Origin of the sequence: Streptomyces sp. cmx-4-9, from assembly GCF_046548835.1 — a bacterium.
Classification (GTDB): Bacteria; Actinomycetota; Actinomycetes; order Streptomycetales; family Streptomycetaceae; genus Streptomyces.
Window position 1 is genome coordinate 371,720 of sequence record NZ_JAEBEE010000004.1, and the last position, 21,956, is coordinate 393,675.

A 21,956-nucleotide genomic window follows, 5' to 3' on the forward strand; every position below is an offset into this window, starting at 1 on the left:
TCGGCGTCCGGGGCGGGGGCCGTACCCCCGGCGCCCGGGGGAGGGGCCCGGGCGCCGGACGGGCCGGTTCAGGGCGAGGAGAACAGGTGGTCGCTGATGAGGAGGGCCGCGCCGGTGACTCCGGCGACCGGACCCAGTTCGCCCAGCACGATGGGGAGGTTGCGTGTGGCCAAGGGCAGTGACTGCCGGTAGACCTGGGTGCGCACACTGGCCAGCAGGTTGTGGCCCAGACCGGTGACGCCGCCGCCGATCACGACCAGCCCCGGGTTGAAGAAGCTGACGAGTCCGGCGATGACCTGGCCGACGCGGTTGCCGCCCTCGCGGATCAGGTCGAGCGCGGTGGAGTCGCCGGCCGCCGCCGCTGCGGCGACATCGGTGGCGGTGAGCCGGCCCGCCGCCGCCAGCCGCACGGCGAGCTCCGCAGAACGGCCGGAGCGGGCCGCCTCCTCGGCATCGCGGGCGAGCGCGGCCCCGCTGAAGTGCGCTTCCAGGCAGCCCCTGTTGCCGCAGGCGCAGGGCCGCCCTTCCGCCTCCACCTGGATGTGCCCGATGTCTCCGGCACTGCCGGTGGTGCCCCGGTACACCTCGCCGCCGACGACGATCCCGCAGCCGATCCCGGTACCGATCTTGATGCAGAGGAAGTCGCCGACGGACCGGGCGACCCCTGAGTGCTGCTCGCCCATCGCCATGAGGTTCACGTCGTTGTCGACCATGACCGGACAGCCGAGTTCCTGGCTGAGCGCTTCGCGGACGGGGAACCCGTCCCAGCCGGGCATGATCGGCGGTGCGACGGGGACGCCGTCGGGGAACCGGACCGGGCCCGGTACGCCGATGCCCGCTCCGTCGACGTGCTCGGCGAGGCCGGTGGCCCGGAGCTTGGCCGCCATGGCGAGGACCTGTTCGAAGACGGCGACCGGACCCTCGCGGACGTCCATCGGGTGGTTCAGGTGGCCGAGGACCTCCAGTTCGGCGTTGGTGACCGCCACGTCGACGGAGGTGGCCCCGATGTCCACGCCGAGGAAGCGCAGGTTCGGCGCAAGCCTGATGTTGTGCGAGCGGCGGCCGCCGCGGGAGGCGGCCAGGCCGTCCGCCACGACCAGCCCGGTCTCCAGCAGCCGGTCGACCTCGACGGCGAGCTTGGAGCGCGAGAGGTCGACCTGGTCGCCCAACTGGGCTCGGGAGCGGGGGCCTTCGTCCCGCAGCAGGCGCAGCAGTCGTGTCTGATGCGCGTTGGCCGGTCGAGCCGTCATCCGTCTCACGCGCCCCTCCGTCCCCTGACCATCCGCATGGGAACCCCAGTCAGCTGCTTGCGTCGGACTTTTCGAGGGGGAACCTAGCAGCGCTTTCACCGGCTGGGAAGAAGTTGCGCCGAGATCTGCGCCAACTTTCGCCCCTCTCAGGACAAAGTGCTGGCAGGCGGCTTTCGCAAGCCCAAGTCGGCTGGCAGAAAAGCCCGTTGGGACTTTCGTCCGAGCCGGGTAAAAGTCTGCACCTGCCCTGCCGAAGGTATTGGCGAGCCCACACAAAGCCTCTACTTTTGCGGCGGAACACCCTCCACCGGCACCGCCGCAGGTCCTGCTCCTCCCCGGCATCCGGCGCCCCACGCGCCCTGCCCGGGCCCCCGCAGTCAGGAGATAGGGGACATCCATGTCTACATCCCGCAGATTTCGCGCGCCCCGTCCGTGTCCGCGCCGCCGCAGGGCCGGCGCCCTGTGGTCCGCCCTGGTCGTGCTGGCGGCCGCAGCCGTCACGGCCGTCGTGCCGCCCAATCCCGCACGGGCCCACGAACCCGTCGACCCCACCGACTTCCAGCAGGTCCAGATGGCGCGCGGCGAGGCCACCATGGGGGAGCCCATGTCCCTTGCGGTGCTCCCCGACAGCTCGGTGCTGCACACCTCACGCGACGGGACCCTCCGGCGTACCGACGGCTCCGGGGCCACCACCGTGATCGGCACCCTGGCCGTGTACTCCCACGACGAAGAAGGCCTCCAGGGCGTCGGCGTCGACCCCGGGTTCGCCGCCAACCGGGCGATCTACCTCTACTACGCCCCGCCGCTGTCCACCCCGGCGAACAGCGACGCACCCGCAGACGGCACCGACTGGTCGGCCTGGCAGGGCGAAAGCAGGCTCTCCCGCTTCACCCTCGACGCCGACTGGAAGCTCAACCCCGGCAGCGAGCGGATCGTGCTCAGGGTCCCCGCCGACCGCGGCCTCTGCTGCCACGTCGGCGGAGACATCGACTTCGACGCCGCGGGCAACCTCTACCTCTCCACCGGCGACGACAGCAACCCCTTCGACTCCGGCGGCTTCGCCCCCCTCGACGAACGCGCCGGCCGCAACCCGGCCTTCGACGCGCAGCGCACCGCCGGCAACACCAACGACCTGCGGGGGAAGATCCTGCGGATCAAGGTGAACGCGGACGGCAGCTACTCCGTCCCCACCGGCAACCTCTTCGCACCCGGAACCGCCAGGACCCGCCCCGAGATCTACGCGATGGGCTTCCGCAACCCGTTCCGGATGAGCGTCGACAAGGGCACCGGCACCGTCTACGTCGGCGACTACGGTCCCGACGCCGGAGCGGCCTCCACCACCCGGGGACCCGGCGGCCAGGTCGAGTTCAACCGCATCACCGCCCCCGGGAACTTCGGCTGGCCGTACTGCACCGGCACCAACACGGCGGCCGAGACGTACACGGAGTACACCTTCCCGTCCGGCCCGGCCGGCGCGAGGTACGACTGCGCCGGCGGACCGGTGAACAACTCGCCCCGCAACACCGGCCTGGCCACGCTGCCCGCCGCCAAGCCCTCCTGGATCCGCTACGGCGGCGAGGCCGGCACCCCGCCGGAGTTCGGGACCGGCGGCTCGGAATCGCCGATGGGCGGTCCCGTCTACCGGTACGACGCCGCGAGCAGCTCCGAGGTGAAGTTCCCCCGGGAACTGGAGGGCCACTTCTTCGCCGGCGAGTTCGGACGCGCCTGGATCAAGACGATCGACGTCGACGCCGACGGATCACCGGGCACCATCGGAGCCTTCCCCTGGACGGGCACCCAGGTGATGGACATGGCCTTCGGCCCCAACGGCGCGCTCTACGTGCTGGACTACGGCACCGGCTACTTCAACGGCGACGACAACTCGGCCCTCTACCGCATCGAGTACGTCGGCGGCGCCAACCGCTCGCCCGTCGCCAAGGCCTCGGCCGACAGGACCTCGGGCGCGGCCCCCCTGTCCGTCGCCTTCTCCTCCGCCGGCTCCGCCGACCCCGAAGGGGGAGCGCTCACCCGCTCCTGGAACTTCGGCGACGGCTCCACCTCGACCGCAGCCAACCCCAGCCACACCTACACCGCCAACGGCCGCTACACCGCCGTCCTCACCGTCCGCGACCCCGACGGCAACACGGGAACGGCCAGCCTCCCGGTCACCGTCGGCAACACCGCCCCCACCGTCACGGTGAAACTGCCGGTCAACGGCACCCCCTTCGCCTACGGCGACAGCATGCCGTACGAGATCACCGTCACCGACCCGGAAGACGGGACGGTCGACTGCTCCAAGGTCAAGATGACCTACGTCCTCGGGCACGACAGCCACGGCCACGCGATCACCTCGAAGAACGGCTGCACCGGCGCCATCACCGTCCCCGTCGACGGCGAGCACGACGACGCCGCGAACATCTTCGGAGTCTGGGACGCCGAGTACACGGACAAGGGCGCGAACGGCCAGCCCGCGCTCACCACCCATGCGCAGAGCATCGCCCAGCCCCGCCACCGCCAGGCAGAGCACTACTCCTCGTCCTCCGGCATCGACGTCATGACCAAGCCGGCGGCCCAGGGCGGCAAGACCGTCGGCAACATCCACCACGGCGACTGGACGGCCTACACCCCCTACGCGCCGGGCGACACGAAGAAGTTCACCGCCCGGGTCTCCTCCGCCGGCGCAGGCGGCACCCTGGAAGTCCGCGCCGGATCCGTCACCGGCACCCTGCTGGGCACGGCAACCGTCCCGGTCACCGGCTCCTGGGAGACGTTCACCACCGTCACCGCCGCCCTGAACGGCGCCCCCTCCGGCACGACCACGCTCTACCTGGTCTTCAAGGGCAGCGCCACGGCGGCCCTGTTCGACCTCGACAGCTTCGACCTCGGACAGGCGGGCCCGATCACGGGCCTGGCGGGCAAGTGCGTGGACGTCCGCGATGCGGCCTCGGCGGACGGGACTGCGGTGCAGCTGTACGGGTGCAACGGGACCGGGGCGCAGAGGTGGAGCCGGGTGGGTCAGAGCCTGCAGGCGTTCGGGAAGTGTCTGGACGTCGCGGGTGGGGCCACGGCGAACCGGTCGCCGGTGCAGCTGTACACGTGCAACGGGACGGGTGCGCAGAAGTGGGAGGTGTCCACGGGCGGCACGCTGCGCAATCCGCAGTCCGGCCGGTGTCTGGACGTGCCGGGCGGCAATTCCGCCGACGGCACCCGCCTGGCCCTCTACGACTGCGTCCCCACCTCCCCCAACCAGCAGTGGGTGATCTCATGACAACCGCCAGGATCCGCACGGCAGGGATGGCACTCGCTCTCGCCGCGGCGGCGCTGACCGGCCTCGGAGGAACCGCGGCCACGGCCGCACCAGCCGCCGACACCCCCTATGACGTACTCGTCTTCAGCAGGACCTCCGGATTCCGGCACGACTCCATCCCCGCCGGCATCCAGGCCGTCAGGGACCTGGGCGCGGGCCACGACTTCACCGTCACCGCCACCGAGGACCCCGCCGCCTTCACCACCGCCCATCTCGCCGGCTACGAGGCGGTGGTGTTCCTCAACACCACCGGCGACGTCCTGGACAGCGGCCAGCAGGCCGCATTCGAGACGTACGTCCGCGGGGGCGGCGGATTCGTCGGCGTGCACGCGGCAGCCGACACCGAGTACGCCTGGCCCTTCTACGGCCAACTGGTCGGCGCCTGGTTCGACTCGCACCCCGCCATCCAGCAGGCCACGGTCCGCACCGAGGACCGGGCGCACCCGGCCACCGCACACCTCGGCCGGAACTGGGTGCGCACCGACGAGTGGTACAACTACCGCACCAACCCCCGCGCCACCGCCCACGTCCTGGCCACCCTCGACGAGTCCTCGTACAGCGGCGGCGGCATGGGCGCGGACCACCCGCACACCTGGTGCAAGACGTACGAGGGCGGCCGCTCCTTCTACACCGGCGGCGGCCACACCCAGGAGTCCTACGCCGACCCCGCGTTCCGCGCCCAACTGCTCGGCGGAATCCGGTACGCCGCCGGGCAGGCCGCCGCGGACTGCCGTCCGGAGAACGGCTACACCGCCCTCTACAACGGCTCCACGGCCGGCTGGTCGCAGGCCGGCCCCGGCTCCTTCACCGAATCCGACGCCACCCTGACCACCAACGGCGGCCTCGGGATGCTCTGGTACAGCGCCCAGGAGTACACCTCCTACTCGCTGAAGCTGGACTGGATGCTGCCCGGCGACGACAACTCCGGCGTCTTCATCGGCTTTCCGGCCAGCTCGGACCCCTGGTCGGCGGTGGACCACGGCTACGAGATCCAGATCGACGCCACCGACACGGCCGACCGGACCACCGGCGCGGTCTACGGATTCCGATCGGCCGACCTGGCCGCCCGGGACGCCGCGCTGAACCCGCCCGGTGAATGGAACACCTACGAGCTGCTCGTGGAAGGCGAGCACCTGCAGGTCCTGCTGAACGGCGTGAAGATCAACGACTTCACCAACACCGACCCGGCGCGCTCCCTCCAGCAGGGCCACATCGGCCTGCAGAACCACGGCGCCGGCGACGACGTCCGCTTCCGCAACGTCCGGATCAAGGGCCTGTCGGGCCCGATCACGGGCCTGGCGGGCAAGTGCGTGGACGTCCGCGGTGCGGTGTCGGCGGACGGGACTGCGGTGCAGCTGTACGGGTGCAACGGGACCGGGGCGCAGAGGTGGAGCCGGGTGGGTCAGAGCCTGCAGGCGTTCGGGAAGTGCCTGGACGTCGCGGGCGGGGCCACGGCGAACCGGTCGCCGGTGCAGCTGTACACGTGCAACGGGACGGGTGCGCAGAAGTGGGAGGTGTCCACGGGCGGCACGCTGCGCAATCCGCAGTCCGGCCGGTGTCTGGACGTGCCGGGCGGCAATTCCGCCGACGGCACCCGCCTGGCCCTCTACGACTGCGTCCCCACCTCCCCCAACCAGCAGTGGAGGACCACCTTCTGACCGTCGGCTGCGGTACGTCCGGGACCCGCGGGCCCCGGGCGTACCACACCCCCCGGCGCTCCGGAGCCGTGGCGTGAAAGGGATCATCGATGCTCCTGCCGGGCGCCCGATCCCTATGCTGGCGCCATGGTCGACATACCTCTCTCCGCGCTGGAAGTCGCAATGGTCCAGACCGGCACCCGGGCCCTGGACACCCTGCGCGACACCACGGCGTTCGCCCAGGGGCTGGAACGGCTCGGCTACCACCGGATCTGGTACGCCGAGCACCACCACTCGCCCGCGATCGGCGCCTTCCCACCCGTCGTGCTGACCGCGCACACCGCCGCGTCGACCTCGCACATCCGGCTCGGCTCGGGCGGCGTGCTCGCGCCCAACCACGCTCCGCTCGCCCTGGCGGAGCAGTTCGGGACCCTGGCCGCCCTGCATCCGGACCGCATCGACATCGGCATCGGCCGGGGCCCCGGCACCTTCGACGAGGGCATTGCGCGGGCCCTGCGCCGCGGCGCCGGACCGACCACCGACGCGGAGTACCGGGCCGACGTGGAAGCCGTCCTCGCCTTCCTGACCGACGAGGTCGCGCTCGGCCCCCTGCCGGAGCCCTGGCTGCTTGCCTCCAGCAGCGCCGGCGCCGCCCTGGCCGCGGCCCTCGGCCTGCCGGTCGCGATCGCCCACCACATCCGGCCGGACAACACGCGGGCCGTCGCCGCACGGTACCGGGCGGACTTCACCCCCTCCCCGTGGTGCCCCCGGCCCCGGGTGATGCTGTGCGTCGAGACGGTGTGCGCGGAGACGGAACAGGAAGCCGCGCGGCTCGTCGCCCCCATGGACGTGGTCAAGGCCGGGCTGCTCAAGGGCGTGAGCGACACGCCCTTCCCCACGCCCGCCGACGCGGCCGCCCACCCCTTCACCGGGCAGGAGCGCCAGGCACTGGCCGGCTTCCGCGCCCAGCAGGCCGTGGGGACGCCGAAGACCGTGGCGGACCGGCTCGACCGCCTGGCCGACGCGACCGGGGCGGACGAACTGATGCTCACCACGCCCGTCTACGACCTCGCGGCGCGCCTGCACTCCTACGCCCTCGTGCAGGCCGAAGTCGGGGCCGCGAGGGTGTAACGCCAGGTGTGCGCCGTTCGTGTCCGTCCCGTCCCCGTTCCGGGGCCGGAGCGGAGACGGCGGGAAGAAGGGGGAGGAGCGGTTGATGACCGTGCCCACGGGCGCTGCCGTGCGCACCGCCCGGACCTGCCTCACGTACCGGGCCGCGGCCTGATCCCTCGACCGTAGCGTCGCCCTCCGGCCGCGTCCGCCGGCAGGGGCGGCTTCCCGCACGAACGACTCCCGGAACGGATCCCTCCCTGCCATGTCCCAGACCTGGACCACGCGCGCCGAGACCGGCGCCGACATCCCCGCCGTCCGCCGCATCCACCTCGCCGCGTTCGACACCCCCCTCGAAGCCGACCTCGTGGACGCCCTCCGGACCGACCCCGCGTGGCTCGACGGCCTGTCCGTGGTCGCCGCCGACCCCGCCGGCCGGGCCGTCGGGCACGCACTGCTGACCCGCTGCCACGTCGACGAGGTCCCGGCCCTGTGCCTGGCTCCGGTGGCCGTCCTGCCCGCGTACCAGAGGACGGGCGCCGGCACCGCGGCCGTCCGCGCGGTCCTGGACGCCGCACGGGCGAGGGGAGAGCACTGCGTCGTGGTCCTAGGAGACCCCGCGTACTACCCGCGGTTCGGTTTCGGCCGCGCCCGCGCGCACGGCATCCGCATCACCCTGGACGTCCCGGACGAGGCCCTGATGGTCCTCGCCCTCGACGGGAGCCGGTCCCTGCCGCGCGGCACCGTCCGCTACGCCGCACCCTTCGGCATCTGAGCGGCCTTGCGGCCCGCTGCCCCGGGGACCGCCCGCTGCCCCGGGGACCGCCCGCTTTCGGGGCTGCGGTCCCGCGGCCTCACCCCCTCGCCGCCGCCGCGCGCGTCACCGCAGCGCCGCCGGGCAGCAGGCGGGGTCCCTGAGACGGGTGATGCATCGCTCGTGCGTGCGAGCCATCGCCCACAGGGAAAAGGCTTGGACGACGCGGGCACCACCACGGGACACTGCGGTTCCGGATCCACCGCCGACACCACAGGGTTTGCCATGGGATCGCCAGCATTACGCGGGGCTCCGCGCGGCAAGGGGCCCGTACTCCTCGCACTTCGCCACTACGGACGGGAGCTGGCGCGGCTGCGGTGGCTGACACTGCCCACCATGCTGCTGCCGGCCCTCGGCAACATCGGCATCTTCTACGTCGCGCCGCTGGTCGTCGCGAAGCTCGTCGCCCGCATCGCCGAAGGCGGCCCCCCGCCCACGATGGGCGTGATGCTCCCGTACGTCCTCGGATTCGCCGGAGTCCTGCTGCTCGCGGAAGCGGCCTGGCGCCTCGGCCTGCACTGCCTCAACCGCCTCGACGCCCTCGGCATCGAGCGGCTCTACGTGATCGGCATGGACGAGCTGTTCGCGAAGGACGCCGCCTTCTTCCACGACAACTTCGCCGGCTCGCTGACCAAACGGGTCCTCAGCTTCGCCTCCCGCTTCGAGGAGTTCGTCGACACGCTGACCTTCTCGGTCGTCGGCAGGTTCGTTCCCCTGCTGTTCGGCTCGGTCGTGCTCTGGATGTACGAACCCCTGCTCGTCGTGGCGCTGCTCACCATGATCGCGGTGACGGCGGTCTGCGTCCTGCCCCTGATCCGGCGCCGCCAGCGCCTCGTGGCCCGGCGCGAGGAGGCCATCGCCCGCGTCTCGGGACACGTCGCGGACAGCCTCACCAACATGGACACCGTCCGCGCGTTCGGTGCGGAGGAGCGCGAGGCCGCCGAGCACCGGTCCCGAGTGGCCGAGTCGCGGGGCCTCACCCTGCGGTCGTGGGACTACGGCAACCTGCGCATCGACACCGTCGTCGCACCGTTGTCGGTGCTCACCAACGCCCTCGGCCTGCTGCTCGCGGTCACGCTCGCCGCGAGCGGGAAAGGCGTCGAGGCGGTCGTGGTGGCCTTCACCTACTACTCCAACGCCACGCGGATCATGTTCGAGTTCAACCAGATCTACCGCCGTCTGGAAAGCTCGATGACGGAGGCCGCGCAGTTCACGGAGCTGCTGCTGAAGCCGCCCACCGTGGTCGACCCGGAAACCCCCGAACCGCCCCCCGCCCAAGGCGCCGACATCCGCTTCGAGCAGGTGGGCTTCGCCCACGCAGGCGGCGCCCCGCTCTTCACGGGGCTGGACCTGGCCGTGCCCGCCGGCGCGAAGATCGGGCTGGTGGGGCGGTCCGGCGGCGGCAAGACCACCCTCACCCGGCTGCTGCTGCGGATGACCGACATCGACGCCGGACGCATCCTGATCGGAGGCCGGGACATCAGCCGGCTCCGCCAGAGGGACCTGCGCGGCCTGATGGCCTACGTCCCCCAGGACCCCGCGATGTTCCACCGCACGCTGCGGGAGAACATCGCCTTCGCCCGGCCGGACGCCACCGAAGCCGAGATCCGCCGCGCGGCCGAGGCGGCGCACGTCACCGAGTTCGCGGACGCCCTGCCCTGCGGCCTGGACACCATGGTCGGTGAGCGCGGCGTCAAACTCTCCGGCGGCCAGCGCCAGCGCGTCGCCCTCGCCCGGGCGATCCTGCGCGACGCGCCGATCCTGCTGCTCGACGAGGCGACGAGCGCACTCGACTCCGAGAGCGAGATTCTCGTCCAGGAGGCCCTGTGGCGCCTGATGGAAGGGCGGACGGCCTTCGTGGTGGCGCACCGGCTGAGTACGGTGGCCCATATGGACCGCCTCATCGTCCTCGACCGCGGCCGGATCGTCGAGCAGGGCACGCACCAGGAACTCCTGGCTTCCGAGGGCGCCTACGCGAAGCTGTGGCAGCACCAGTCGGGCGGCTTCCTCGACGATGCCCCCGCACGCTCGGACCTGCACTGACCTCCGCAGGCACGGGGGCGCCCGGGGTGGGCGCCCCCGCGGGGAACGAACGGGAAGGAACGGGAGCCTTTTGCTTCACTAGTTGACTGCTCAGCCCGTGCCAATCATGCCGAATACCACCTGAGGCCCGAATTGCTCCGATGCGGACAGTGATGGCAACGTTGCCATCACGTTAACAAGTGACTCCTTGACGCTGGTGGTAACGCCCAGTTGACTGCCTCTACCTCGGCCGCAAAGGACTCGGCCTCGTCAGGGAGGTTCATATCGTGAACACACATCTGGGTCGTGCTGCCGTTGCCGTCGCCGCATCCGCCGGCATCCTCTCCCTCGCCGCGTGCGGGGCGGCCGACGAAGGCGACGGGAGACCCGGCGGTGCCAGAGGTGAGGCGATCAAGGTCGGCCTCCTGCTGCCGGAGAACCAGACGGCGCGTTACGAGAAGTTCGACAAGCCGCTCATCGAGAAGGAGATCGCCGCGATCACGCGCGGCAAGGGCGAGGTGGTGTACGCCAACGCGAAGCAGGACGCCACCACGCAGAACTCCCAGGTCGAGGCGATGATCGCCAACAAGGTGCACGTGCTGATCATCGACGCGGTGGACGCGAAGGCGATCGCCGGCGCGGTCCGGAAGGCCAAGGACGCCGGCATACCCGTGGTCGCGTACGACCGCCTGGCCGAGGGCCCGATCGACGCCTACACCTCCTTCGACAACGAGGACGTCGGCAAGGTCCAGGGCAAGGCGCTCCTGGAGGCGCTGGGCGACAAGGCCAAGGACGGCCAGATCGTCATGATGAACGGTTCGGTCACCGACCCGAACGCCAAGCTCTTCAAAGCCGGTGCGCATTTCCTGCTGGACGGCAAGGTGAATGTCGGCAAGGAGTACGACACCGTCGACTGGAAGCCGGAGAACGCCCACACGAATATGGCCGCCGCCCTGACCGCCCTCGGAAAGAACAAGATCATCGGCGTGTACTCCGCCAATGACGGCATGGCGGGCGGCATCATCACCGCCCTCAAGGCAGCGGGCGTGTCCAACCTGCCCCCGGTCACCGGGCAGGACGCCGAACTCGCCGGAGTCCAGCGGATCGTGGCGGGCGAGCAGTACATGAGCGTCTACAAGCCGTACGCCCCCGAGGCCGAAGCCGCCGCGGAGATGGCCGTGGCCCTCGCCCGGGGGGAGAAGGTCTCCGGGATCATCAACCAGATGGTCGACAGCCCCACCACCAAGGCCGTGCCCTCGGTCCTCGTTCCGGGCGTCGCGCTGACCAGGAGCAACGTCAAGTCCACCGTGGTCGATGACGGCATCTACACGGTCGAGGAGATCTGCACGGACAAGTACAGGGCCGCCTGCGAGGAGATCGGGCTCAAGTAGCCGGGCCGTGCCCCGGGCGTCCCGGTCCCGGCGGGCTCCGTCCGGCGCCGGGAGACCGGCCCGGAGCAGGGGCAGCAGGGTCGAGGCCGCCGGGCCGGCCGGGCCGTCCGTACGCCAGGCCGCCGCGACCCGGGCCCGCAGCCGGGGACGGGCGATCTCCGGCATGCGCACCCCCGCCGCCGCGGCCTCACCCGCCCCGAGGGCCGGCGCCACGGCCGCCGCGCGCGTCCTCCTGACGGGTGATCAGCCCCCGCTCCGGGCGGTCGGCGGCGAGACGGCCCGCGGCCCCGGTGACCTGGATCGCGGCGGCATGCATCATCCGGCCGGAACGGGCTAAACGCCCCCCATGAAGCGAAGATGCGGTGCAGCGGCGCGCGACGTCTGGCCCCTGCTGCTCCTTCCGGTCCAGGCAGCCGTCATGGTCGGCCTGGGACGTCTGGTGACGGGGCCTGCTGCGGGCCACTGGCCGCTCTCGGAGGAGGGACGGACCAGCCGGGAACTGGTGGAGCGCCGCGACGCGCCCGCCACCGGGATCTCGGAGTGGTTCTCCGTCCTGGCCGGCACGGAAGCCGTGATCGGCGTGACGCTGCTCTGCATCGTCGCCCTCCTCGTCCTGCCCCGCGTCGCGCACCGCGCCGAGGCGCTTTTCCTCGGCGTCTCGGTGGCCGCGCAGTCGGCGGTGTTCGTGTTCGTGACCGCCTGCGTGGACCGGCCGCGCCCGGCGGTCCCCAAGCTGGACGGAGCCCCACCGACGTCGAGTTTCCCCTCCGGCCACGTCGGAGCCTCCCTCGCGCTCTACGGAGGGCTGGCCGTCATCGCAGCCATGCGCCTGCGCGGCCCCTGGCGCTACGTCGTGACCGGCGCCCTCCTGCTGATCCCGCCCACCGTCGGCCTGTCCCGCATGTACCGCGGCATGCACTACCCCAGCGACGTGGCCGGCGGACTCCTCAACGGAACGGCCACCCTGCTCATCACGGGATTCGCCCTGCTCTACGGGCGCGGCACCACAGCCGAAGACGAACCGGCGGACAGCACCCCGGCAGGCAGGCATCCCGCCGAACACCACCCGGCGGGCAAGCCCGGGACCAGCGCGGAACCCCGCCCGGCGGATGCCACGGGCACCGGCCGTCCGGTCCTCGTGGTGCGCCACCCGCTCGCCTGCCCCGACGGACTCGCCGACCGCATCCGCGCAGTGCTCCGCAACCACGGCCACCCCGACCAGAAATGGATCCTCACCTCCGCCGAGAGTGCCTGCGGAGACCTGGCCGAGGAGACCACCGCCCACCGCCCCGCCCTCGTCGTGGTCTGCGGAGGCGACGGCACGGTGCGGGCCTGCGCCGAGGTCCTGGCCGGCACGCACATCCCGCTGGCCGTCGTGCCCTGCGGCACGGGGAACCTCCTCGCCCGCAACCTCGGCCTCCCCATCGAACCGGCCGCCGCCCTGGACGAATCCCTGGCCGGCGACAGCTTCGGCATCGACGTGGCCCGCATCCAGGGCGACGGCCTCCCGGCCAGCCGGTTCACCGTCATGGCCGGGGCGGGCTTCGACGCCGCCATGGTCCGCGACGCCTCACCGCGCCTGAAGTCCCGGATGGGCTGGGCCGCGTACGTCCTGTCGGCCCTGCGCCACCTCGGCGACCCCGAGGTGCGGCTCACCATCCGGATCGACGGGGGCCGCCGCCTGCGGCGCCGCGCCCGCATGGTCGTCATCGGCAACGTCGGCGCCCTCCAGGGCGGGCTCCCCCTCCTGCCGGACGCCCGGCCGGACAACGGCCGCCTCGAAGTGGTGTTGTTCGACCCCCGCGGCCCCTCGGGGTGGCTCGCCGCAGCCGGGCACCTCGGTGCCCGTCTCCTGCGCCGCCGCACACCCCCGCAGCCCGGCACGGCCACGGCACCCGGGGCCTCATCCCAGGCCGGGCGCAGCGAGGCCGGGGGAGCGCTGGAATACTTCACCGCCACCCGCGTCGACATCCGCTGCGCCGTCCCGCAACCGCGCGAACTGGACGGGGACACCGTGCCCGACGGAGCCCGCCTGACCGCCGAGATCGAGCCGGGCGCGCTCCGGGTGTACCTGCCCCGCGCCCCCGGCGCCCCCGCCGTCCCGCCGCAGGCGCGGGCAGCCGAGGACGACCGGGCCCGGCAGCTCCCGGCCGCACCTTCGGGCCCGGCCCGCTGAGGCCTCCGGGGCCCGCCCCGCACCGGGGCGGGCCCCGCCCCGAAGGCTTCGGCACCGCCACAGGTGCCGACACCGGCACGGCCGCAGGTGCCCACACCTGCACCGGCACAGACCCAGGCAGCCGCGGCAGGCCGCAGGCGCACCGATGGACAGGAGAACGATGGGCACCGCACGACGGGTACCGCAACGGCACGACGTGGAGGGCGAGGAGCTCTCCGCCGACGAGGCGTGGACCGCGCTGCGCCGCTACGGCAGCTGGAGCCTGGCCCGCGACTCCTTCGTCCGCTTCCGCTACGCCGACGGGTTCAGCCACGCCCGCGCACTGGCCCTGCAGACGGTCCTGTCCATCGTCCCGCTGGCCATCGCCGCCGTCGGCCTCTCCGGCGTCCTGCACACCGAGGACGTCGGCCGCATAGCCGAGCTCACGATCCGCAGCGTCACCAGCGGACCCGGCCAGGCCGTGGTGGACGACGCGCTCAGCGAGAGCCGCCGGCACGCCGGGGACGGCGGGCAGGCAGCCCTGTGGCTGGGCCTCCTGTTCTCCCTCGCCAACGTCACCACGGGCCTGTGCCAGGTGGAACGGGGCGCCAACCGCATATACGGAAACGAACGCGACCGGCCCTTCCTCGCCAAGTACACCCGAGGCCTGGTGATGGCCGCCCTCGCCGGTTTCCCGCTGGGCCTCAGCTTCACCCTCACCGTGCTGGGCACCCATCTGACCGATGCCCTTGCCGAGGTGTACCGGCTGGAGGATTCGACCGTCCAGGCCTGGGACCTGCTGCGCTGGCCCGTCGGGATCCTGCTCGCCGTCCTCGCGACCAGCGCGATCTTCCGGCTCTCGCCGCGCCGCAGCCAGCCCGGCTACACCTGGCTCGCCTTCGGCGCCGTCGTCTACCTGGTGCTGTGGAACCTGGCGACCTGGGGCCTGAGCCTGTACGTCGGCGCGAGCAGCTCCTTCACCAGCGTGTACGGGCCGCTCAGCGCCATCGTGTCGCTGCTGCTCTGGTCCTACCTCACGTCGGTGGCGCTGTTCCTCGGCCTGTCGTTCGCCGCCCAGCTGGAAGCCGTACGGGCGGGGGTGAAGGAACCCGTCATGCCCGACCCCGGGGTCTGACACCCCGCCCATCCGACCGCCGGACTGTCCGGTCGGCGGCCCGCACCGCACACGAGAGGGACCCGCCACCATGGCACGGCGCACCGAACGCCCACCGCACCGCCCGCTGAGGAGCCTGCTGTCACGGCATTCCGGACCCGATGCGACCTTCGGGACGAGACTCGTGCTCACCGCCGTCGTGACCGCCGTGGTGTCGGTGCCCTTCGCCCTGGCCCTGGTGCTCGTCGAGTCCCGGTGGCCGCCTCTGCACCGCCTGGACCGCACCACCGCCGAGCGGCTCCACGCCACGGCACTGGAACACCCGGGCTGGGTACGGTTCCTCGAGGTGCTCACCGGCTACGTGTGGGACCCCGTGACCATGCGTCTGCTCGTGGCCCTGCTGGTGGTCTGGCTCGCCGTCCGCCGGGCCTGGCGGCTCGCGGCCTGGGCGACCGTCACCGCCGTCGCCGGCGGACTCATCGGACTGCTGGCCAAGACCGTGGTCGAGCGGGCACGCCCCAGCCTGCCGGATCCGGTCTCCCATGCGCCCGGCTTCTCCTTCCCGTCGGGTCACGCGATGACGGCGATGACCTCCTGCGCCGTCCTGCTGCTGGTGCTGCTGCCGATGGTGCCGCGGGCCTGGCGTGCCCTGCCCTGGGCTCTCGCCGTGGTCACGGTGGTGGGCGTCGGTTACACCCGGGTGGCGCTCGGCGTCCACTGGGTCAGCGACGTCCTGGGCGGGTGGCTGCTGGGCCTCGTCATCGTGACGGCGACGACCCTGGTCTTCGAGGCCTGGCGGGCCGACACCGGCCGCCCGCGGACCACGGTGGCCGAGGGCCTGGAACCGGAACTCACCGACCCCGACCCCGAACCTCCGGTGCACGCAGGCGACACGCACCGTACGCACGACACGCACCGTACGGGCGGTAGCGGTACGGGACGCACGGACGGCACCTGACCCGCAGCGGCGCCCCCCTCCCACCGCCCCTTTCCCCACGGCTCTGCCCGGAAGTCAGGCGGGGACGCCCGACCGGTCCAGGACTGCGGCCAACTCGGCCGCGGGAACAGCCGGGTTGGCCCCGGCGCTGGAGGCCAGTTCAGGGATCTGGAGGACTTCGCGGAGCCGGGGGAGGGGCAGGCGCGGGTCGCCGGCCGCCGCCTGCCGCGTCCAGACCGCAGGGTCGTGGCTCAGCCGTTCGACCAGCGCGGGCGGGGCGGCCGGGTCCCGCAGCGCCAGCCGACGGTGGTTCCCGTCCGGGTGGTCCGCATAGCGCGCGGCGAGGCCCGCGCGGGGAAACCGGGGATGGGTCTCCGCCATCCAGGCGGAGAACGTCCCGCCGAGCCGTGCGTACACCCGCATCAGGACCTCCTCCGGGGTCGCGGGGTGGTGCACGCTCAAGAGGTCCTCCACCAAGGGGTCGCCGGAGCGGGCGAGCAGGCGCAGCAGGTCCGGCGGCAGGTGGGGGCTCCGGGCGGCGGCGCGCCGCAGCAGCGGGTGGGCGGAGGTCGCGGCCCGGCGCAGCACGGCGGGGTCGGCCAGGCCGTCCTCGACCCAGTCCACGTCCCCCCGGGCGAAGGGCTGCACCGTGATGTCGATCGCGGCGCGCCGCGGCTCGTCCAGGTCGGGTCTGAGGGAGACCGCCAGCCGCACGGCCTCATCGGGGTCGGTGGCGAGCGCTTCCACCAGGTCCGGGGGCAGCGAGGGGTTCGCGGCGAGGGCGGCCGGGTGCGTCCGCTCGCCGAGGCACCGTTCGGCGTCGGCGCGGGTGAGCAGTCCGTGACGCAACGCCTCGGCGGCGGACGCCGGATCGCCGAGGAGTCCGGCGGTGACCCGGGCGTCCCGTCGGCATTCCCACAGCGCGGCGGCCCGCCGTACGCCGGGATCGGGGTCGGCCAGGAGCGCCGCCCGGCCGCCCGGCGCCAGGGCCTGCCAGGCACGCACCGCCGCCCGGCGCGCCGCCGGCTCGGGGTGCGTGGCCAGCGAGGCCGTGAACGACGGTGGGAGGTAGGGCGAGTCCAGCAGGGCCGCCCGTACGACCCGGTCGGGGTCGTCGACCAGCCGGGCGCACACCGCGTCCGGCAGCGGGCGGACCGGCGTGCGCGGGTCGGGCCACTCGGGTCCGGCGGCGAGAGCGGCCCGTACCAGCGGGGATGGGTCGTCCACCAGCCGCGCCCGCTGGGCCGGTTCGGCCCCGGGGCTCCTGGCGAAACCGGCCCGGGCCCCCGGGTCGGGGTGCGCCAGGATCACCGTGACGGCCCGTTCCGGAAGTCCGGCCCGCCGGAGGGCGTGCCGGGGCGGGCCGTCGCCGCCGCCGTCGAAGGCCAGCAGGCGCACCAGCAGCGCTGTCGGCAGTGCCGGATTGCGGGCGACGCCGTCCAGTACGGACGCATGGACCGCGACCATGGGTCCCCCCGTTCCCGTGGCGGGCCTCAGGCGCCCTCGTCGTACGTCCCGGCCTGGACCTCCAGGGCGAGTTGTTGCAGCACCTCGATCGAGGAGACGTCCGTCTGCCCGCTGTCGTGCACCATCGCCAGGCTGGTGAACGCCAGGCTGAAGCCGGAGACCATCGTGTGCAGGGCGGGGCCGAGGGCCGCCGCCACCAGGCCGGCGACCTCCTGCGGGGAGGCGTCCGCGGGCACGCTGATCGACGGGAGCATCTCGTTCAGGAGCAGCGTGGCCACGCCCGCCGTCGCCGCGGACTCCTCCTCGTACCCCTCCGCGTACCCGGGCCCGCCCGGATCGTCGCCCGCCTGCGGGTCCGTGTCCGCCTCGTGCCCGGCCTCGGCGGCCCGGCGGATGTCCTGGGCCTCGGTGAGGATGCCGATGACTCGCTTGAGCACCTCTGCGCGTTCCATCCTGTGGAGCGTAGTCCCCTTCAGCGGGCCGGGGGCCGCGGCGGCATGGCCCACCGGATACCCGCCGTCAGTACGCGGCCCGCCGGGCGGACGCAGGCCCGCTCCAGCAGCGCGGGACAGGGCAGGCCGAGCAGTTCGCGGCCCCACGGCGGGAGCATCGCGACGGCGTTCGCCGCGAGTACGGCGTACGGCCCGAGGGCGGCCGCCGGCAGGGGCGGCCGCAGCAGCAGGAAACGGGCGGCCTCGCGGGCCTCGCGCGCGGCCCGCAGCTCGGGGCGGTACGCCGCCAGCCGCTCGACGAGCGCGGCCCGGTCCCGGGGCGGATCGACCACGCCGAGGGCCGCGGCGACCTCGGCGGTGTCCCGCAGGTACCCGTCGCAGCCGGCGCCGTCCAGCGGTGCGGCGCCGAACCGCTGGTGCGCCCGGAGGAAGGAGTCGACCTCGGCCGCGTGCACCCACCCCAGCAGGTGCGGATCCCCGGCCCGGTACGCCGCTCCCTCACCGGTGAACCCGGTGACCTGCTGATGGACGGCCCGCACGCGGGCGACCGCACGCTCGGCGTCCTCGGCCGTGCCGTAGGTGGTCACGGCGAGGAACGTACTGGTGCGCTGGAGCCGGCCCCAGGGGTCACCGCGGTAGCCGGAGTGCGCCGCCACGGCCGCCATGGCCAGCGGGTGCAGGGACTGCAGGAGCAGGGCGCTCAACCCGCCGATGAACATCGAGGCGTCCCCGTGCACGCGGCGGATGGGACGGTCGGGGCCGAACCAGCGGGGGCCGGGCGTGTCATGGATCCGGGCACGGTTCTCCGGCCCGGAGGGGCCGGCGACGCGACGGAACAGACTGCGGCCCACGTGCTCCCTGAGCCGTTCCACGGCGGGCGCCGACACGTCCATGCCCCCATTGTCCTCCACCGCGCCGCGCACCGGGTGCCTCGCGGTACGCGGCGGGCGGGGAAGTCAGGGCTCAGGGCTCAGCGCTCAGCGGTCAGCCGTCAGCCGTCAGCAGGAACGGACCGGCTGGTGGTTGTGGACGTAGCGGGCAGAGACCCAGCCGGCGGAGCCCTGCAGGCGGTACCAGACCGGGTTGCCGTCCACCCAGCCGCCGCGCTTCTGGCAGTTGAGGAGCACGCGCTGGCCGGGGCGGAGCACCTTGACGGTCCCGGAGGACACCGTGGCCCTCTGCCGTACGTTCAGGGGCGCGTCCGAGACCACCTCACCGACCGGGTACGCGGCGCGGGGCGCGGCGGCGGCCACCGGAGCGTGCTGCTGCGCCGCCCATCCGGAGGCGGTCATCGGGCCGAGCGCCAGGCCTGCCGCCAGCGTGCACACCCATACGGTCTTCTTCATCTTGCCTCGTTCCTCCGCAGCACCGGTCCGTCACAGGCGCACGCACCGCCACGGACAACGGCCCGGGCCGCGGCCCCGTACGGGCGCCCCGGCACGACTATCCGCGCGGCTCGGACACGGCTCCCGGGGACACGCCCGGCCGTCCACCGAATGGCCCCCGCCCCCGCCCCCGCCGCCACGGGCGTGGGAACCCCTGTGCACCGTGCGGGGGTCGTCGTGCGGTCGGCCCCGGTTCAGGCCTTGAGGACGCGGCCGCTCACGGCGAGGGCGAGACGCCGGGGCGCCAGGGCTGCCGCGACCGCGGACACCCGGTTGCCCAGTCCGGCGATGACGCTTGCGGGAGGGGCGGGCCGCTCAAGGCTCTTGCGGGCGACGGCGACGACCTGCTCCGCACCGGCGAAGCGGCCGACGGCGGCGTCCCGGCTGCCGACGACGTCGAAGAACTCGGTGCTCGTCGGCCCCGGGGACAGGGCGAGGACGCGCAGGTCCGACTTCCTCGTCTCGTAGGCGACGGCCTCCGTGAAGTGCAGCACGAAGGCCTTGGTGGCGCCGTACACGGCCATGGCCGGCGTGGGCTGGTACGCGGCGATGCTGGCCACGGTGACCAGCGCGCCGCGGCCGTCGGCGACGAGGTCGGGCAGGAAGGCCCGGGCGATGTCGACGACCGCGGCGATGTTGACCTGGACCATGCGGGCGATCTCCGCGGGGTCCTGGTCCGCGAACGGGCCGTGACTGCCGAAGCCCGCATTGTTGACGACGGTCTGCACGCTGATCTGCCGGGCGGCCAGCTCTTCCCGCAGGAGTGCGCCGGCTCCGGGCCGGGCCAGGTCGGCGGGGACCGCAGTGGCCTTGATCCCGAACCTCTTCTCCAGGTCGGCGGCCAGCTCCTCCAGCCGGTCCGCGCGCCGGGCCACGAGCACCACATCGGCTCCGCGCTCGGCCCACTGGCGGGCGAACTCCACGCCGAGGCCGGAACTGGCCCCGGTGATCAGAGCGGTGGTTCCCCGGTAGGTCATGGGCTTGGACATGGAGACTCCTCGTGTCGGCTCAGCCTGATGAATGTAGGCACTGCCATCATTGTTGTCAATGACAACATCTGCGACAGTGATCGTCATGGGCGGCGACTCGTATCACCACGGCAATCTCCGGGCCGACCTGCTGAAGCGGGCCGAGGCCGTCCTGGCCGAGTCGGGCGCCGACGGCCTGTCGCTGCGCGCGCTGGCGCGGGACCTCGGCGTCAGCCACGCCGCCCCCTCCCGCCACTTCCGCGACCGGCAGGCCCTGCTCGACGCCCTCGCCGTCAGCGGCTTCACCACCCTGAACGCGCGGATGGGGCAGGCGGCCGCCGGGCCGGAGCCGGTCGCCGACCGCCTCGCGGAACTGGGTCGTACGTACGTCCGGTTCGCGGTGGAGCATGCGCCCCTCCTGAACCTCATGTTCACGGTCAAGCACGACAGCGCGTCCACCCAGGAGCTCCGCGACCTCGGGCACGAAAGCCTGGCCATCGCGGCGCGGCTGATCGCCGAGGGCCAGGCGGCCTCCGAGGTCAGGCCCGGCGACCCGGCCGCGCTGGCCCAGGTCGCCTTCTCCAGCATGCACGGCCTGGCCGTCCTGGCCGTCGGCTCCCTGCTGGAGGACACCCCGCTGGAAGCCGCTGTCGAGCTGACCCTGGAAGTCCTCCTGGCCGGGCTCCGCTGACGGGGCCGCGTCCCGCGGGGGAGTCCCTGGCCGCCCGCCGCCCGCCCCCCGCTGCCCGCCGCGTGCGGCCTGGGGCGCCGCGTCCGTCGGGCCCGGACAAACCGGCGGCCTACGCTGGCTGTTCCGTGCCGTGGTGCGTAGAAGGCGGAACAGGGAAGGCTGATCGTGCACACTCCTCTCTCGTGGCTTGCCGGCAGATGGGCGCTCGGACCGAGGAGCCTCCGGGTGGCGGCTCTGGGGTCGGTCGTGGCGAGCATCGCGATCGTGGTGACCGGCGGGATCGTCCGGGTGACGGGTTCGGGGCTGGGCTGTACGGACTGGCCCCTGTGCACGGGCGAGACGCTGGCTCCCACGGCCGAAATGGGCATGCACGGGGCAATTGAATTCGGCAACCGGCTGCTGACCGGGGTGCTCTGTGCGGTGGTGGGCTGGGTCATCATCACGGCGCGTCTGCAGAAGGTGCCGGCGCCGGCCGCGCTGCGGGGCGGCTGGGCGCAGTTCTGGGTGGTCGTGCTGAATGCGCTGGTGGGCGGGGTGACCGTGTGGATGCGGTTGAGCCCGTACATCGTGGCGGCGCACTTCCTGGCCGCGACGCTGCTGCTGACCACGGCCGTGTACACCTGGCACGCGGCGTCCGCGGAGCCCGGTGCGGGCTCCGGCACCGAGGGGGCCGCGGCCGGGTCGGCGGCCCTGCGGGTGCCCGCGCGGTGCCGGTCGTTGTCTGCGGCCCTGGTGGCGGTGACCGCCGTGCTGGTGGTCGTGGGGACGTTGGCGACCGGTACGGGCCCGCACGCGGGTGACTCCTCCGATGTGCACCGCATGCCGTTGAACTGGACCGTGGTGACGGCGCTGCACGGGCTGCTGGCGACGACGGTGCTGGTCCTGGCGTGGTCCCTGCTGAGGGCGCTGCCGGCGGGCAGTGCGGCGCGGCGCAAGACGGCGGTCTTCCTCGGCGTGCTGCTGGCGCAGGGCGGGGTGGGACTGGCGCAGTCGCTGACGGGCCTGCCTTCCCTCGTCGTCGTCCTGCACCTGCTGGGGTCCGCACTCGTCTGGGTCGGGGTTCTCCAGGTGCACCTCACGGTGAAGAAGTCCGCCGTCGCCCGGACCCCCGAGCCGGCCGACCGCGACGCCCTTCCCGGCGCGCGAACCGAGGCAGCACGGCTCTGACCGGCCCGGGCGGACTCCGGTCCGCCCGAACCGTCTCCGGTCCGCGCGAATCGCCTCCGCCCCGGTCCGCCCGAACCGTCTCCGGTCCG

The 21,956-nt window shown here is 73.1% G+C and carries 17 protein-coding genes; 11 read left to right on the forward strand and 6 right to left on the reverse strand.

Features of this window, described 5'->3' with window-relative positions:
• Positions 1 to 68 precede the first annotated feature (68 nt).
• Positions 69 to 1,250 carry an ROK family protein gene (locus tag ACLJTM_RS15370; protein ID WP_411104111.1) on the reverse strand — a complete coding sequence of 394 codons (1,182 nt, stop codon included), beginning with the start codon at positions 1,248 to 1,250 and terminating at the stop codon, positions 69 to 71.
• Positions 1,251 to 1,647: 397 nt separating this feature from the next.
• Here ACLJTM_RS15370 and ACLJTM_RS15375 point away from each other — a divergent pair, with 397 nt between their 5' ends.
• From ACLJTM_RS15375 to ACLJTM_RS15415, 9 genes are all read left to right on the forward strand, one after another.
• Positions 1,648 to 4,518, forward strand: coding sequence for a PQQ-dependent sugar dehydrogenase (locus tag ACLJTM_RS15375; RefSeq protein ID WP_411104112.1), 2,871 nt, complete (start codon positions 1,648 to 1,650; stop codon positions 4,516 to 4,518).
• A gap of 26 nt (positions 4,519 to 4,544) precedes the next feature.
• Positions 4,545 to 6,215, forward strand: a complete 1,671-nt coding sequence (locus tag ACLJTM_RS15380) for a ThuA domain-containing protein (protein ID WP_411104326.1) — start codon at positions 4,545 to 4,547, stop codon at positions 6,213 to 6,215.
• A gap of 126 nt (positions 6,216 to 6,341) precedes the next feature.
• The gene (locus tag ACLJTM_RS15385; protein WP_411104113.1) at positions 6,342 to 7,325 is read left to right on the forward strand and encodes an MsnO8 family LLM class oxidoreductase; all 984 of its coding nucleotides are present in this window, start codon (positions 6,342 to 6,344) and stop codon (positions 7,323 to 7,325) included.
• Between the two features lie 244 nt (positions 7,326 to 7,569).
• Positions 7,570 to 8,079, forward strand: coding sequence for a GNAT family N-acetyltransferase (locus tag ACLJTM_RS15390; RefSeq protein WP_411104114.1), 510 nt, complete (start codon positions 7,570 to 7,572; stop codon positions 8,077 to 8,079).
• Between the two features lie 264 nt (positions 8,080 to 8,343).
• Positions 8,344 to 10,161 (forward strand): ABC transporter ATP-binding protein, encoded by a 1,818-nt coding sequence (locus ACLJTM_RS15395; RefSeq protein ID WP_411104115.1) that lies wholly within the window; start codon positions 8,344 to 8,346, stop codon positions 10,159 to 10,161.
• Between the two features lie 266 nt (positions 10,162 to 10,427).
• The gene (locus ACLJTM_RS15400) at positions 10,428 to 11,531 is read left to right on the forward strand and encodes a sugar ABC transporter substrate-binding protein (protein ID WP_411104116.1); all 1,104 of its coding nucleotides are present in this window, start codon (positions 10,428 to 10,430) and stop codon (positions 11,529 to 11,531) included.
• 346 nt (positions 11,532 to 11,877) lie between these two features.
• Positions 11,878 to 13,707, forward strand: coding sequence for a diacylglycerol kinase family protein (locus tag ACLJTM_RS15405; RefSeq protein WP_411104117.1), 1,830 nt, complete (start codon positions 11,878 to 11,880; stop codon positions 13,705 to 13,707).
• Between the two features lie 160 nt (positions 13,708 to 13,867).
• Positions 13,868 to 14,821: a YihY/virulence factor BrkB family protein gene (locus tag ACLJTM_RS15410; protein ID WP_411104118.1), complete on the forward strand. Its 954-nt coding sequence runs from the start codon at positions 13,868 to 13,870 to the stop codon at positions 14,819 to 14,821.
• A 70-nt stretch (positions 14,822 to 14,891) separates the two neighbouring features.
• Positions 14,892 to 15,758: a phosphatase PAP2 family protein gene (locus ACLJTM_RS15415; RefSeq protein WP_411104119.1), complete on the forward strand. Its 867-nt coding sequence runs from the start codon at positions 14,892 to 14,894 to the stop codon at positions 15,756 to 15,758.
• A 54-nt stretch (positions 15,759 to 15,812) separates the two neighbouring features.
• On the opposite strand, the gene ACLJTM_RS15420 is transcribed toward ACLJTM_RS15415, so the two are convergent.
• From ACLJTM_RS15420 to ACLJTM_RS15440, 5 genes are all read right to left on the reverse strand, one after another.
• A complete protein-coding gene (locus tag ACLJTM_RS15420; protein WP_411104120.1) occupies positions 15,813 to 17,204 on the reverse strand; it encodes a Mucin-2 in 1,392 nt (463 codons plus the stop codon).
• A gap of 26 nt (positions 17,205 to 17,230) precedes the next feature.
• On the reverse strand, positions 17,231 to 17,656 hold the full coding sequence (locus tag ACLJTM_RS15425; RefSeq protein WP_411104121.1) for a hypothetical protein: 426 nt from the start codon (positions 17,654 to 17,656) through the stop codon (positions 17,231 to 17,233).
• Positions 17,657 to 17,676: 20 nt separating this feature from the next.
• Positions 17,677 to 18,549: an oxygenase MpaB family protein gene (locus ACLJTM_RS15430; protein ID WP_411104122.1), complete on the reverse strand. Its 873-nt coding sequence runs from the start codon at positions 18,547 to 18,549 to the stop codon at positions 17,677 to 17,679.
• A 105-nt stretch (positions 18,550 to 18,654) separates the two neighbouring features.
• Positions 18,655 to 19,002 (reverse strand): hypothetical protein, encoded by a 348-nt coding sequence (locus ACLJTM_RS15435; protein WP_411104123.1) that lies wholly within the window; start codon positions 19,000 to 19,002, stop codon positions 18,655 to 18,657.
• 233 nt (positions 19,003 to 19,235) lie between these two features.
• Positions 19,236 to 20,030: an SDR family NAD(P)-dependent oxidoreductase gene (locus tag ACLJTM_RS15440; protein ID WP_411104124.1), complete on the reverse strand. Its 795-nt coding sequence runs from the start codon at positions 20,028 to 20,030 to the stop codon at positions 19,236 to 19,238.
• A gap of 58 nt (positions 20,031 to 20,088) precedes the next feature.
• On the opposite strand from ACLJTM_RS15440, the gene ACLJTM_RS15445 reads away from it, so the two are divergent.
• Positions 20,089 to 20,700 carry a TetR/AcrR family transcriptional regulator gene (locus ACLJTM_RS15445; RefSeq protein WP_411104125.1) on the forward strand — a complete coding sequence of 204 codons (612 nt, stop codon included), beginning with the start codon at positions 20,089 to 20,091 and terminating at the stop codon, positions 20,698 to 20,700.
• Between the two features lie 225 nt (positions 20,701 to 20,925).
• Positions 20,926 to 21,867: a COX15/CtaA family protein gene (locus ACLJTM_RS15450; RefSeq protein ID WP_411104126.1), complete on the forward strand. Its 942-nt coding sequence runs from the start codon at positions 20,926 to 20,928 to the stop codon at positions 21,865 to 21,867.
• Positions 21,868 to 21,956 lie beyond the last annotated feature (89 nt).